The 16,276-nt window shown below is 61.6% G+C and carries 1 protein-coding gene; it reads right to left on the bottom strand.

Annotation, left to right across the window (positions count from 1 at the left end; translation table 11 throughout):
* Positions 1–103: 103 nt before the first annotated feature.
* Positions 104–15,544, bottom strand: a complete 15,441-nt coding sequence (locus tag ACJY2L_RS09530; RefSeq protein ID WP_439212422.1) for an Ig-like domain-containing protein — start codon at positions 15,542–15,544, stop codon at positions 104–106.
* Positions 15,545–16,276: the final 732 nt, after the last annotated feature.

Genomic DNA, 16,276 nt, shown 5'->3' with positions numbered 1-16,276 from the left:
TCGAAGGAGCAGGAAAAAAGGAAGAAGAGTCAGAGGGATAGGAGATAAGGTAAACTAATAAATATTCCTTATAAAAAGCGGGGCTTTTGCCCCGCCCTGTTGCTTATACCACGTGAACCTGCAGGTTATGCTGCACCAGCACATCGCCCAGCGTGTTATCACTGGTCAGCGCCGAGTTATGGTAGATGTCATAGAGATGACCATCAATCGTACGCTGGCCCGCGGTGCCCCACACGCCGTCGCTGTTGGCCAGCGTTACCTGACCGCCGTTATCGCCTTTGATCAACAGATCGTCAGCGGGCTTGTCGGTGATGCTCAGCGCCTCCTGTAAATTGAGCTTCACGCCGTTGGTGCCCGCTTTGCCGAGATCCAGTACTTCGATATGCTCAACTTTCAGCCCCAGCGCGGTGAGATCCAGCGTCATGTGATCGCCGTTCAGCACCAGCGTATCGGTACCCGCACCGCCATCGATATGATCAAAATTCAGATCGTTGAGCAACACCTGGTCGTTGCCGCTGCTGCCAATTACCGATGGCCCCTCCTGCTGCGATCCATCCGCCAGCGTGAGCACCAGGCCACCGATGGTATAACCCTGATCTTCAGCGAGCGCCGCAGGTGCCGCGGCTGCCGTGCCCGAGTCGGCGGTAACGCTGCTGTGACTCTGTTCATCCGTGGTAGCCACCAGCGTTGAGGCCACCGCGGCCTTGGTCGACAGCGCGGCAAAGGTGTGCGCCTCGCCGTTTTGCGTGTTGTTGCCCTCGGTGGAGGCCGCTGCTACCAGCCCATCGTCTGCTGCAAATGCCGCCAGCGTGCTGGTGCCGGTGCCGTTCAGCGCCAGCAGCGAACCCAATAGCAACGTTGCCGTGCTGGTGCTGGTGTTGCCCGCCACATCGATCACCTGCGCGCGCACCAGCGTGGTCAGCGAGAGCCCCAATCCCGCCACCGAGAGCAGCTGCGGTGCGAAGACCGCGCCGAAGCGGCCCAGCGCATCGGTAGTGGTGACAACGGTTGGCCCCGGATTGCCGTTCGGCAGCAGCAGCGTTAACCGCACGGTCGATCCCTGTGCGGCATTAGCGGTACCGCCGGTGACCGACAGCCCGGTCAGCAGCGAGGTCACCACGCTCAACACCGGATCCACGCCAACCAGCGGCGTGTTGTGCGACAGCGCGGTAAAGCCACGGCTGGCCGAGGCGGTATTGCCGCCGGCATCGGTGACCGTTACCGACAGCGTCTGGCTGCCGTCGTTGATCGCCTTAAGCGCCGAGGAAGGCAGACTGACGTTCCAGGTACCGTTGCTGCCAATGCTGCCGGTATAGGTGCTGCCGCCGACATTAACCGCCACCCGACCGCCAATGGCGTTGGTCGAGGTGCCGCTGATGGTTTCCACCGTGTTGGCTTCGGCAATATTCAGATAGCCGTCACCGCCAAAGAAAGTATTCAGGCCCACCGATGGCGTTGAGTGGCTGACCACGTTAAGCGCGGCGCTGCTGCTGCCGCTGTTGCCGACGAAGTTAGTCACGCTGGCGGTGACGTTATAGCTGCCGTCAGCGATGGCTGCCAGCGAGGCGGCGGGCACGGTGATGCTCCAGTTGCCTGCGGCGTTGACCGTGCTGGTGTAGTTGGTGGTGCCGATGCGCACCGTTACCGTTGAGCCTTCAGCGTTGCTGGCGGTGCCGCTGATGGTCTGGCTGGTTTTCACATCCGCCACGCTAAGCGCGTTATCACCGAACAGCGAGGTGATGGCCACCGCTGGTGGCGTGTTGCTGATTACGCTGACGCTGCTGCTGCCGCTGGCGACGTTGCCATAGGCATCGGTGGCACGGACGCTCACCGCCTGGTTGCCGTTGGCCAGCGCCGCCAGATCGGCCTTCGGCACGCTTAACGTCCAGCCGCCGCCGCTGGTGACCTGTGTGGTATAAACCTTGTTGTTGAGGGTGACGCTCACGCTGGCCCCGGCGTTGAGATTGGTGCTGGCGCCGCTGATGGTCTGGTTATTTGCCAGATCGCCCGCGCTGAGCACGCCATCGCCAAACACCGTATTCAGCGTCAGGGTTGGCTGATTGGCGATGCCAACCTGTACGCCGACATTGCTGCTGCTGGTATTGCCAACCGCGTCGGTAACGGAAACGCCCACGGTAATATTGCCGTTAAGCAGGGTTGAGAGCACCGATGGCGCCACCTGCGCGCTGAAGGCGCCGTTGGCATCGGTGACCGCCCGAATCACCGTATCGCCAATGTTGATCCGCACTTCAGTATTGGGCAGCACGTTGGCGATGGTGCCGCTGACGGTCTGCGTAACCAGCGATTCCACCAGGTTAAGCACCCCGTCGCCGAACAGCGGCGCCAGGGTAATCGCTGGCGGATTGTGAATGCCGACCAACGCACCGGCGGTGGCGCTGTTGGTGTTGCCTGCGCTGTCGGTCACGCTAACGCCCACCGTCAGATTGCCGTCCGCGATGCCCTGCAAAATGGCCGGCGTCAGCACAACGCTGTAGCTGCCGTTCTGCGCGGCGGTGGTCACCAGCTGCTGACCGGCAATCGACACCACCACCCGCGCACCCGGCTCGACGTTGCCTACCACGCCGCTGATGGTCTGATTAATCAGCGCATCGGCGACGTTAAGCAGGCCATCGCCAAACAGCCGGTCAATGGAGACCGTCGGCAACAACGTATCGACGCGGAAACCAACCTGTGGCGAGGTGGCAGTATTGCCAGCCGCATCGGTGACGCTGGCGCTGACGGTTAAATTGCCCTGTGCCAGCGTACTCAGCACCTCAGGATTCACCGTCAGGTTAAAGGCGCCGTTCTGACCAACCGTGGTGGTGAGCTGACTGTTACCGATATTAAGCCTCACCACGCTGCCCGCCGCGACGTTATTGACCACGCCGCTGATGATCTGGCCGGTGGCGATGTCCGCCAGGTTAAGCACGCCATCACCAAACACCGAACTGATGTTGATGGTGGGCTGCTGAGCGAAAATGCCGACATCGACCGAGGATTGCGCCACGTTACCGACCGGATCTACCACGCGCACGCCCAACGTCAGCGGGCCGTTAAGCAGTGAGGTGAGGTCGGCACCGGGCAGAGCCAGGCTCCAGACGCCACCGGCGTTAACCGTGGTGTTGTAGGTGCGCGTGCCGAGCGTCACGGTTAGCTGTGAACCCTGCGCCGCCTGTACCACGCCACCGATGGTTTGTCCGGCGGCGGCTTCGGCCACGTTCAGCAGGTTATCGGCGGTGAGCAGGCCGCTCAGGCTGCCGATCACCGGCACGGCGTTAACGATCGCCTGCGCGGTGGCGCCTGCCGACGCGGTGTTACCAGCAGCGTCGCTGACGGTGACGTTCACCGCCAGCGAACCGTCCGGCACCGTGGTGAGCAATCCTTGTGGGATAGCAATTGAGAAGCGGCCATCCTGACCCACCGCGGCGCTAAGCGTCTGCCCGGCAAGGGTGGTGCTGACCGTGGCGCCAATGCCCGCCGAGGCGACCGTCCCGGTGATCACCTGCGCCAGCGTGGCATCAACAGCATTCAGGGCACCGTCGCCAAACAGCCGATCCACGGTAAGATCCAGCGCCGCATTGACCACTTTATTGACGTTCAGCGTCGCCTCGGTGGCGTTACCCGCGAGGTCAGCCACGCGCAGGCCGAACACCAGCGCGCCGTCGTTCAGACTGCTCAATACCTGCGGCGTTAAGGTCATCGCAAAGTTGCCATCGCCCTGCACCAGCGCCTCTGCAATCGGGTTGCCATCGCCCGCATACAACCTGATGGTCTGCCCTTCCGCACCGCGTGCGCTGCCGGTCAGCAGTTGATCAACGGTGGTATCCACCGCGTTGATCAGATTATCGCCGAGGAAGGCGTTCACCAGGATCAGCGGTGCGTTCTGGTCGACGGAGAAATCCCGCGTGGCGTCAGTGACGTTGCCCGCTGCATCACTGATCTGGGCGGTTATGGTTTGAGTGCCGTCCGCCAGCGCCCGCACGTCAGCGGCCGGTAAGGCCACTGACCAGCGGCCATCCGCCTGCACAAAGGCGCTGTAATTCACGCCGTTCAGGGTAATCGCCACCGCCCGGCCCGCTTCACTCACCGATGCGGTGCCACTGATTTCAGCGGAGTTCGCTTCACTGCCGCTGACCACGTTATCGCTGGTAACCGGGTTGATGGTTAGCACAGAAGGCGTGCGATCCACCAGCACCGCTTGCGTGGTGGTAACCGTGCCGCCATCAAGGCCCGGCGTCGTCACCACCACAGGCACGCTGCCGTCGGCGGCAAAGGCGCTGTTGGGCACCGTTACCGTCCAGCCGCCGTTATTATCAAGGGTGGCGGTATAGTTCGTACCGCCTACCGCTACGCTGATGCCGCTGCCCGCGGTCAGGTTGCTGTACGTGCCGCTCAGGGCGATAGTACCGCTCTCACTGGCGTTGATAATGTTGTCGCCGGTGACCGGTGCCAGCGTAATGAGCGGCCCGGCTGGCGGGGTAAGATTAACGCTGACGTTGATCGACGCGGGTTCACTGACATTGCCCGCCGGATCGGTGACCACCGCCTGTACCGTCGTCAACGACGGCAGCGTCTGCATCTGCTGTGGCGTCAGTGTCAGGCTCCATTGACCGTTAGCCGTCAGCTGGGTAGTCAGCGTCTCGCCGTTCAGGGTGATCGCCACCGTCGAACCCGGCTCCGCGCCGGTTGCACTGCCGGTCAGGGTTTGCGAGACGATGCTTTCGCCATAGTTCAGTGCGTTATCACCGGTGAAGGCATCAATGTTGACTACCGGCACCGTGACATTGATCAGCGCCTGACCGCCCACGCTGGCGGTGTTGCCCGCGCCATCGATGGCCTGCACCGTAAAGTCATACGTGCCATCGCCGATGCCGGTTAACTCCTCTGGCGTCAGGGCCAGACGCCAGTTGCCGTCAGCGTCTACCGTCGCGTTGGTGTAGGTCTGATTGTTAAAGTTCACGCTCACTGACTGGCCAGTTCCGCTGCTGCCAGTGGTACCGCTGAGCACCAGACCATCCGCCAGATCGACAGCATTGAGGTAACCGTTGTCCGAAACCGGATCAACTACCGGCACCGGCGCGCTCAGCGCGGCGGTAAAGGTAAACGGCTGTGTAACGGTGTTGCCTGCCGCATCGGTGGCAATGACGTTTAGCGTATGCGGGCCGTTGCTCAGCCCGCTCAGCGCGCCAGGCGGAATGATGACGCTCCACTGACCGGTGGCATCGACGGTGCCAGGATAATTAGTGCCGTTGACGTCGATGGTCAGGCGCACCGCCTGATTGGCGCCGCTGCTGCCGGTGTTGCCGGTTAGCGTGGTGCCGTTTGCCGCCTCAGCGATATTCATGACGTTGTCGGTAAACAGCGCGTTACCGGTGACGGTTGGCGGCGAGACGGTTACGCCGGTGATGATCGTCTGCGTGGCAACATCACTGTTACCGGCAACGTCGGTTGCGGTTGCGGTAATGGTGTGCTCGCCGTTGCTGAGCGTGCTCAGCTGCGCTGGCGTCAGCGCCAGGCTCCAGTTGCCATTGTCGTCAACGCTGGCAGGCAGCGCTACGCCATTGTTGAAGCCGGAAATGGTGATCAGCACCTGTTGCCCTGCGCCCACCGAGCCGGTGGAGCCAACCAGGGTTTGCGTAATTTGCGCTTCCGTGGCGTTCAACGCGCCATCGCCAAACGGCAGGCTGATGGTGGCATCTGGCCCCGTTTTCAGCACCTGCAACGCGTCGCTGTTAGCAGAAACGTTGCCGGTAATATCGCTGATGGTGACCGTCACCGGCAGCGTGCCGTCCGGCAACGCCTGCAACGTGTCAGCGTCCAGCGCCACGCTCCAGTTGCCGGTTTGTGCGTTGACCACAGCCGTATAATCGACGCCGTTAAGGCTAACCACCACCGCGGGCAACTGGCTGGGATCGAGATCGGTAAGGCCGGTGCTGCCGCGTAGCTCAATGCCTGCCGTCGCCTCAGCCGCATTCAGATAGCCGTCGCCCGCGGGCTGTGTTATCGAGGCGATCGGCGTGGCTTCGGTGATGGCGGTTACCAGTGCGCTGTTTTGACCGCTGTTTCCTGCACGATCCTGCGCCGTGACCTGCACATTAACCGTGCCGTCGCCTGCTTCCTGTAGCAGCGTTGGCGAAACCGTCACGCTCCAGTTGCCGCTCTCGTCCACCGTGGCATCGGGCAGCGTTGCGCCGTTAAAGGTAACGGTAACGCTCTGGCCCGCCCCGCTGACGCCGGTGGAGCCGCTAATGGTTTGCGGCACCTGCGCTTCCTCGGCGTTCAGCGCATTGTCGCCAAACACCGGGTTGATGGTAACCGTTGGCACGCTGCGGGTCAGCAGCTCGCTGCTGATGCTGCTGGTTGCCGGATTGCCCGCAGCATCGTTAGCGCTGACCGCGATCGACACCACGCCGTCGGCCAGCGCGCTGAGCGCATTGGCGGGTAGCGTCACGCTCCAGCGGTTGTCATTGTCCACCACGCCGTTGAAAGTGAGTTCGCCCACCGCGACGGTGACCGGCGTACCTGGCGCCAGCCCGGTTGCCAGGCCGCTGAGCGTTTGTGACGTTTCGACTTCATTGCGGTTCAACAACCCATCGCCGAACGGCTGATCGATGGTCAGCGTCGGTAACGTGAGAGCCGTTGTGAAATCAACAGTTTGCGTGTTGGTATTGCCCGCCGCGTCAATGGCGTTGATGGTTAGCTGCTGGGCGCCATCGGCGAGCAACAGCAGATCGGCACCCGGTACGGTGAGCGTCCAGCTGCCGCTGGCGTCGGCAAGGGTGTCATACACTTTGCCATTGAGCTGCACGCTGATTGGCTGATCGGCATCGCTGCTGCCCGTCAGCGTCAGCCCGGCCAGCGCATCCGCCAGGTTTAGCGTGCCGTCGAAGCCAGGCGCGGTGGCGTCAATCGGCGGCGGCGTGGTATCAACGCTGATGTCGCGGTCAACGGTGGCGACGTTGCCGCCTGTACCCGTTGCGGTGGCGCTGACCACTAACGCCCCCTGCGGCAGCGCTGCCAGCGCCGATGCCGGCACCGTTGCACTCCAGTTTCCACTGGCATCAATAATCGCCGAATAATCGGCGCCGTTCAGGGTGACGGTCACCGTCGTGCCCTGCGCCAGCTGCACGCTGTCACCGCTAATCGTCAGCGGGCTAGTCGACTCCTGCAGGTTAATGATGTCGTCGCTGGCGATCGCATCGAGCAGCAGCAGCGGCTGCGAGGCGGCGCTGGCCAGCAGCGTAACGTTGGCGGTGCTGCTGGCCGGATTGCCTGCCGCATCGGTTACGGTAGCGACAGCGGTTAGCGCGCCATCCGGCAACAGAGCCAGATCGGCGGCCGGTACGGTCGCCTGCCAGTTGCCACTGGCATCCGCGGTGGTGAGATAGGTTTGGCCACCAAAGGTGACGCTGACTTCGCGCCCGGCGATCTGCGCACCGCCACCGCGAATAGTCAGATCGCTGCCCGCCTCAACGGCATTGATATAGCCGTCGGCGCTGAGCGCATCGAGGGTCAGCGTGGGCAGATTTGCCGGATCGGCCTGACGCGTCAGCGTGGCGGTTTGCGTGGTGCTGTTAAGCGCGACGTCCGCCAGCGTGGCGGTTACGGTGTAGGCACCGTCCGCCGCGCCCTGCATCACGCCCGCCGGTACGATCACACTCCAGCTGCCATCATCCAGCACCTGCGCGGTGAAACTGCGCCCGTTAAGGGTGACGTTTACCGGCTGGCCCGCATCCGCCAGCGAGGCCGTGCCGCTGATCACCACGTCCTGCGTGGCTTCCAGCACGTTCAGCCGGTTGTCGCCGCCGATCGGGTCGATCCTCAACGTCGGCGCGGTGCGATCAACGGTAAAGCTGTTGCTGGCGGTGCCCGTGTTGCCCACGCTGTCGGTAGTGGTGACAGTAACGCTATTCGCCCCCTCCGGCAGGTTACTCAACACGTCGCTGCCAAGGGTGAGCGACCAGCTGCCGTCGCTGTTGACCGTTACCGGCGAGCTTGTACCGTTCAGCTCGATCACCGCCGTTTGCCCCGGCCCACGCATGCCGGTGTTACCGCTCAGCGTTTGCTCGACGGCCGCCTCGCTGATGTTCAGATAGCCATCGCTGAACGGACGATCGATAGAGGGCGCCAGCGCATCCACGGCCACGGTGATATCCCGTCCGACGCTGGTGACGTTGCCCGCCGCATCGGCGACGCTGACGGCCAGCGGGTAGCTGCCGGACGTAATGCCCGCCAGCGCACCTGCGGGCAGATCCAGCGACCAGCTGCCATCGTTATTGACGGTGGTGCTGTAGGTTTGTCCATTCAGCGTTAACGTTACCGGCTGTCCGCTTTCCGCATCGGAGCGGCCGCTCAGCGTAATGGCCGCCGTGGCTTCACTGGCGTTGATCGCATTGTCACCACCGACAGGATCGATCGTCAGCGTCGGCGGCACGCGATCCAGCACCAGGGTGCCGGTATCGCTGCTGCTGTTGCCCGCGGCGTCGCTCACCGTCACGCTGTAGTCAGTGCTGCCATCGCTTAACGCCGCCAGCGCCGTGGCCGGTACGCTGACCTGCCAGTTGCCGCTGCCATCCACCGTGCCGGTGTAAAGCGCGCCGTCCAGCGTCAGGGTGACGCTCTGGCCGTCGCCGCTGACGCCGGTGGTGCCGCTCAGCGTCTGCGCGCTGGTGAGCTCGCTGCCGTTAAGCTGTCCGTCGCCAAAGGCGCTGTCGATAGCCAGCGTCGGCAGTGCGGTAGCCAGCACGTTCAGCACGCTGCTGCTGCTCACCAGCGGATTGCCCGCCGCATCACTGGCGGTGAGGACCAGGGTAGCCGGGCCGTCGGCAAGACCGGCGACGCTGCTGGCTGGAATCAGCGTGCTCCAGCTGCCGTTGTTAAAGGTGATGGGGAAAGTTTGATTGTTAAAGCTCAGTGACAGCGTGGCGCCGTTGGGCAGATTCTCCACGCGGCCGCTGAGAAGAAGTGGCTGACCGGCTTCGCTGGCGTTGAGGTAGTTATCACCGGCGATGGCATCAAACGACAGACCCGCCACCGAAGTATCAACCGTGATCGGCTGGCTGGCGCTGGCGGTGTTGCCTGCGCTGTCGCTGACCGCGGCGCTGATGGTGGCGCTGTTACCGGTGATCGCCTGCAGTTCGGCGGCGGGGATCAGTACGCTCCAGCTGCCGCTGGCCTGCACCACCGCGCTGTAGAGACCGCTGTTGAGAGTGACGGTAACCGTCTGGCCCTGCTCAACGTTGCTGGTGGTACCGCTGAGCAGCTGATTGCTTTGCAGCTCTGCGCCATCAACAACGGTATCGCCGGTAAACGGATTAAGGGTCACGGTGGGCGGCGTGGCTTTCAGCGTGATGCTGCTGGTTTGCGTGGTGACGTTGCCCGCCAGATCGGTGGCGGTCACCGGAATGGTGTAGCTGCCGTCGGCGAGGCCGTTCAGGGCACCCGCCGGCACCAATAGCGACCAGCTGCCGTCGCCGCTGGCCGTTACGCTGTATGGCGTACCGTTAACCACAGCAACCACGTTGCTGTTAGGTTCGCTGGTGCCGCTCAACAGCAGCGGCTGGCCGAGATCGGCCGCATTGAGCACGCCATCACCGCCCGGCGTTGCCACTACCAGCACCGGCGCGACGGTATCCACCAGCACGCTGCCGCCGGTGTTGGTATCCGTGTTGCCAGCGATATCGCTGACCGTCACGCTGTAAGGCTGAGCGCCCTGCGGCAGCGCGGCGAGATCGGCCGCGGGCACGCTAACCTGCCAGTTGCCCGCGGCATCGACGTTGCCGCTGTAGGTGACGCCGCCAAGCACCAGGCTAACGCTCTGGCCAATGCCCGCCACGCCGGTGCTGCCGCTGATAATACCGGCGCCAGCAATATCCGCCGCGTTAAGCGCGCCGTCGCCAAAGGCGGGATTGAGATCGGCGGCCGAAGGCCCGCCGGTCAGCAGATTAACCGTGCTGCTGTTGGTCAGCGTGACGTTGTTGTTATCGACCACGCTGCTGGTGAACGAGAGTGGACCATCGGCCAGGCCGCCGAGCGCAGCAGCTGGAATGGTGGTGCTCCAGCTGCCATCCGCATTGACGGTGGCGCTGAAGCTCTGGCCGTTGAATGCGACCGTTACCACCGTACCCGGCGCCACGTTGCTGGTGCTGCCGCCAACGATCAGCGGCTGGTTCAGCTCGGCGGCGTTGATATAGTTATCACCGGCGATCGGTGCCAGCGCGATACCGCTGGTGGTGGTGTTGACGGTGAAGGTGGCACTGCTGTCGGCGCGGTTACCGGCACTGTCGCTGACGCTGACCGTCAGCGCCTGACTGCCGTTGCCCAGTCCGCTGAGTGCCGCTGCGGGCACCACCAGGCTCCAGCTACCGTCAGCGGCGACCACACCGCTGTAAATTTCACCATTCAGGCTCAGGGTAACGGTTTGTCCCGCTTCGACGTTGGTAGTGGTACCGGTCAGCGTTTGCGGCTGCTGCTGCTCGGCGGCGTCAACCACGCCATTACCCGCAAAGTCGGTAATATTCACCGCGAGGGTCGGTTGATTATCTGCGGCCGCATCCACCAGTAAATTACTGGTTTGAACGGTTTGATTACCGGCCGCGTCGGTCATGGTCACGGTGAGCGGATTATTACCGTCCGGCAAAACGGCCAGATCGCTGGCCGGGATTTGCAGCGACCAGCGGCCATTGCTGCCGACGCGGGCAAAGTAAAATTTATTGTTCAGGGCGACGGTTACGTCATCACCGTTTTGTCCGCTGCCTGACAGCTGCAACGGCTGGCTGATGTCGCTGCGGTTCAGGACGCCGTCACCGCCCGCCGGATCGACGCTCAGCGGCGGCGGCGTGGTATTCACCACCAGATTACGGGTTTCGCTGCTGCTGTTGCCAGCCGCATCGCTGACCGTCACCGCAACCGGATAGTTGCCGTTGTTCAGCGCCGCCAGATCGCTGACCGGCACCGTCAGTTGCCACTGACCCGTATTGTCGATTACCCCGGTATAGGTTGTGCCGTTGAGCGTAGCGCTGACGCTGCTGCCCGCGGTGCCAGTGCCGCTGAGAGTCAGCGGCTGTGCCTGTTCACTGGCAGAGAGCACGTCGTCGCCAGCCAACGGATTGAGGCTCACGGCTGGCGGCGTGGTGTCGAGAGTGAAAGGTCGGCTGAGGCTGCTGCTGTTGCCGTTGGCACCGATGGCGGTCAGGGTGACATCGTATCTGCCGTCCGCGAGACCAGCCAGCGTATCCGCAGGCAGGTTCAGGCTCCAGCTGCCGTTGGCGGCCACCAGCGGCTGGAAGTTTTCGTCGTTGATCAGCAGATTTAGCGTGCTGCCCGGCGTGGCGTTACCGCTGAGCAACAGCGCATTGCCACTTTCGGCGGCACTGATGAGATCGTCGCCGCTGATGGCATTGATAGTCAGCAGCGGCGTGCTGGTATCCAGTGTGACGCTGTCATTTAGCGTGCTGCTGTTGCCCGCCGCATCGGTCAGGGTCACCGTCAGCGGGATGCTGCCTGACGGCAGGTCTTGCAGCGACGATGGCGGCAGCTGCAGGCTCCATTCACCGTTTGGCGTGACCACGGCCTGATAATCGGTGCCGTTTAGCGTGACGGTGACCGCCTGTCCGGCGCCATTCAGCCCGGTGGTGCCGCTGAGCGTCTGCGTTTCCGTGAGATCGCTGCTGTTCAGCACGCCATCGCCGCCCAACGGCGTAGTAATCGTCGCGGGATCAAGCGGCGCGGTGGCGATGTTCACCACCGCCGTGTTGGTCACACTGCCTGCGGTCACGGTTACCGTTTGCGCGCCCTGAGCCAGCGCAGCGATATTCGCTGCCGGTACATTCACCGTCCAGCTGAGATCGGCATTGAGCGTGGTGTCATAGTTCACGCCGCCGAGGTTAACGGTCAGCGCGCTACCGGCATCCAGTCCGGCGCTGCTGCCGCTGATGGCGATCGGTGCCTGGCCCTCGGCAATGTTGATGGCGTTATCACCGGCGATGGTGTTGATCGACAGCGTGGTGGTATTGGTATCCAGCCTGTAGTCCGCGCTGGCGTTGGCAACATTGCCTGCCAGATTCACCACGCTCGCGCTGAGCGTACCGTCACTGGCAATGTTGGCCATATTGGCAGCGGGAACCAGCACGCTCCACAGCCCGCCCGTTTGAACGGTAGTGGTGTAATCGATTTCATTCAGCGTGACAGTGATATTCTGGCCCGGCTGCACATTGGTGGTGGAGCCAGTGATCTGCTGATCGACGCCCTTCTCGGCACCGTTGATCAGATTATCGCCAGTAAAGGGATCGATGGTCACCGTTGGCAGCAGCGCAGGCGCGGTTTCCACCGTGATCTGCGTATTGCTGGTGATGCTGTTACCGGCAGGATTGGTTACCGTTACGGTGGCTGGATTAACCCCCTGCGACAACTGTGCCACATCGTTAGCGGGCACCGTTACCGTCCATGCACCGCCGTCCGCTACGGTGTCGGTATAGCTCTTGCCATTCAGCACCACGGTGACGGTATCACCTGCGGAACCGGTGCCGGTGAAAACCAGCGGCGCATCTTCATCATCAACGCCATAATAGCCGTTATCTCCCGGTGGATTAACCGAGGCTACCGGCGGCGTGCGGTCAAACAGCAGCGAGGTATCGTCGATGTTGGTATTGCCTGCGGCATCGGTGGCGATCACCGTCAGCAGCTGACTGCCCGCGGGCACCTGAGCCAGATCGGAGGCAGGAATGGAGAGGCTCCAGCTGCCGTCGTTGCCGACCACCGTGTTATAGGTTTGATTATTCAGCGTAACGGCGATGGTATCGCCGCGGTTGCCGGTGCCGTTGACCAGCAACGGCTGGGTCTGTTCGCTGGCATTGACCGTACCATCCTGCGCAATGGTATCCAGCGTTAGCGTCGGCTGCGCGGTGTCGATCGTGAGCGGAAGGGTTTGACTGCTGCTGTTACCCGCGGCATTGCTGGTTACCACCACGATGTCATAGCTGGCTGCGCTTAGCGCGGCTAAATCCGCTACCGGAATCTCGACAGACCAGCTGCCGTCGTCATTAACTGTGGTGCGATAAGGGATGTTATTGAGGGTGACGCTGACGTCATCACCCGGCGTACCGCGGCCGTTGAGGATTAACGGTTGCGCTAACTCGCTCTGGTTCAGCGTGCCGTCTCCGGCAACCGTGGCCACCGTCACCGCTTCGGGCGGCGTGGTATTCACGCTCAGCGGCACCGTCTGGCTGGTTGTGTTGCCGGTGCTGTCGGTGACGGTAGTCACCAGATCGTAGCTGCTGCCGTTGGTGAGCGTGCCCAGCGTGCTGGCCGGTATGGTGGCCGTCCAGTTACCCGCACCATCGACCACGGCATTGACCGTCTGCCCGTTCAGCGCGACCGTGACCGTACTGCCTGCGGGCACATTGCCGTTAATCTCCAGCGGCACGCCCTGCTCGGCGGCGTTGATCACGCCATCGCCCGCCACCGGCTGCTGAATCAGCAGCGGCGGCAGCGTTGCCGGCGGAACGTTGAAATTCAGCGTCTCAATAAATGGCGGATTACCGGCGACATCGCTGACGGTGATCTGAATAGCATTCGCGCCTGCCGGTAATCCCTGCAACACCGCCGACGGAATGCTCAGGCTCCAGCTGCCGTCGCCTGTAACGCTAGCCGTGTAATCCTGACCCGCCACGCGTACCACTACGCGCTGGCCCGGGCCGACCTGGCCCTGCAGCTGCTGATCGCTGGCGGCTTCGACGGCGGTCAGCGTGCTATCGGCAAACACGGAATTGCCCAGCACCACGCGGGGCTGGCTGTCAATCGCCAGGTTCAGCGATGCCTGGCTGGAAATGACGGCGCCGCTGGCATCGGTGACGCTGACGGTGAGCGTTTGTGGGCCATCGGCGGCGTTGGTAAAGGCCGAAGGCGGAAGCTGCACGCTCCAGCTGCCATCCGGGTTAACCGTGCCGCTATAGGGCTGATTATTGAATAACAGCGAGACGGTGCTGCCCGGTGCGATGTCACCGCTGGTGATGCCGCTGACCGTTAAGCCAGCACTCGCTTCGCTGGCGTTAAGATAGCCGTCGCCGCTGAGCGGCTCGGTAATGGTGATGGCATCGTTGTTGACGGTTGGTGCGGCGACATCAACCGTCAGCGTGGCGTTAGCCGCCGTGCCTGCCGCATTCGCTACGCTGGCGGAAAACGTGGCATTGCCCGCAGCGAGCGCGCTCAGCGTGGCAGCAGGCACGGAGATGCTCCAGCTACCCTCGGTGCCCACGGTGGCGCTGAAGTTCTGGCCGTTAAGGGTGACGGTGACCGTTTGTCCCGCTTCCACATTGCTGGTGGTGCCGCTGAGGGTTTGCGCACTCAGCTTCTCGCCGTTATCCAGCACGTTATCACCGGCAAAGGTGTCAATGGTGATAACCGGCTGGCCTGGCGTCGGGGTTTCCGCCACGGTAAAGCTGTGGTTAGACGACGAAGCGATGCCCGCCAGATTGCTGACCGTGGCGGTAAAGGTGGCCGTGCCCGCATTAAGTGCGGCCAGCGTGTCCGCCGGTACCGTAATGCTCCAGTTACCGTCTGCGCCGACCGTGCCGCTAAAACTCTGACCGTTGAGCGTGACGGTGACCGTTTGCCCTGCTTCGATATTGCTGGTGGTGCCGTTCAGGGTTTGCGCACTCTGCTTCTCACCGTTGTCCAGCAGGTCATCACCGGCAAAAGCATTGATACCAATGGTCGGCTGTCCGGCGACCGGTGCGATCACGCTGACATCAAGGGTTGCCGTAGCGGCGCCGTTGCTGACCGACACGCCGATGGTGGCGCTACCGCTAGCAATAGCCTGTAGCGCGGCCGGTGGCACGGTGACGCTCCAGCTGCCGTCAGCCGCAACGACGGCCTGATAATTCTGGCCGTTAAGGGTAACGGTGACAATCTGTCCGGCGGCAACATTGCTGGTGGTGCCGGAGATCGCCTGATCGCCCAGCTTTTCCGTATTATCGAGCACGTTATCACCGGCAAAGGCGTTAAGCGCGATAGTGGGCTGCACCGGAGCCGGAGCCGGATTATCGTCGTCCCCGCCACCGCCACCGCCGCCACCGCCTACGCCCACCGCGGCGCCGATCAGGCCCAGCGCACCGATACCACTGGCGGTAATCACACCGGTGGAGTAATCAGCACTGGCCAGCAGCAGCGGTTCAACGCTGGCAAGGGATTCATAACCAGGGGTTAACGTCATGGCGGTAGTGGCATCAACCGCTTCATTGGTCACCGGAAACAGGGCGTGATCCTGCGGATTGACGCCATCGTCGAACACCAGTTCGCTGTGTTCGCCCTCCGCGTTATCGAAGAAGAATTGTTGATAGCGCACCACGCTGCCATCACGCATATGCAGAATCAGGTCGTTACCCTGCCGCTCAAACTCCGTCACCATTGCCCGCGTGCCGTTGACGCGCACCACGCTGGGTTCGCTCAGCAGTACGCTGCGTGACAGCCCACCGTTTGACTGAGAAATGAGTTCGCCACTGCCACGCGAAAGAATGTCAACCAGGCCTTCATTCAGCTCTGCCATTTTTACAACCCCTTGTCTAAACACCTGTGGTGGCAATCAATTTTTTCTTAATACATAAACCAATCTGTCGCTTTAATAAGAAGCAACCTGCGAATGACTAATGTCGTTAAGTCGATTAACCTGGTGTCAGAAAAGGTATCCGGCCTGAAAGCCATGAAGAAAATGCTTTATAAAATGGTGAGATAGTTGTTTTTATCGCTGCACTTGTTTCAAGATATTAAGTAAAAATTGCGCCTCCGTTGCAAATAATATTTATCGATTGGATAAAACATACAAATCAAATTGTTAAATAATGATGATCTTTATTAATTAAAATCATTAAATTAATTGCTTATTTAGCCCACTAATTGGTTGATTTATCGCAAAGAATTTGGCTTAAAGGCGTCTTTAGCTGGGGGAATAAACAGCCGAAACGGCGTGCGGAAGAAGTAGTGACGCGCGGTAAGGAATGAAAATATTTCATCTGAATTCGTGATTGCCTGCACATAAGCGCAGGCTTTTTGCCAGCGGACGCCCATAATGTGATGGCGTGATGCAGTAATAAGTCATTGAGCCAAAAGCGTTAATGCAATTTGACTTAAGTCACGGCGTTAACTTAATTAAGAAAAAACTCAAAAATAGCAGTCTGGAGAGATAAAAGCGTTAAAGCCGATTTTTCCATGCGTCATTCATCGATACTGCCGTGCACTACTGCTTTCACCAGCGACGAATTATTCATAAAACGTCACTATT

This window comes from Duffyella sp. Ts4, from assembly GCF_051851875.1.
Lineage (GTDB): Bacteria > Pseudomonadota > Gammaproteobacteria > Enterobacterales > Enterobacteriaceae > Duffyella > Duffyella gerundensis.
Note: the sequence above shows the minus strand (reverse complement) of the source record. Positions and strands in the feature narration are given on the sequence as shown.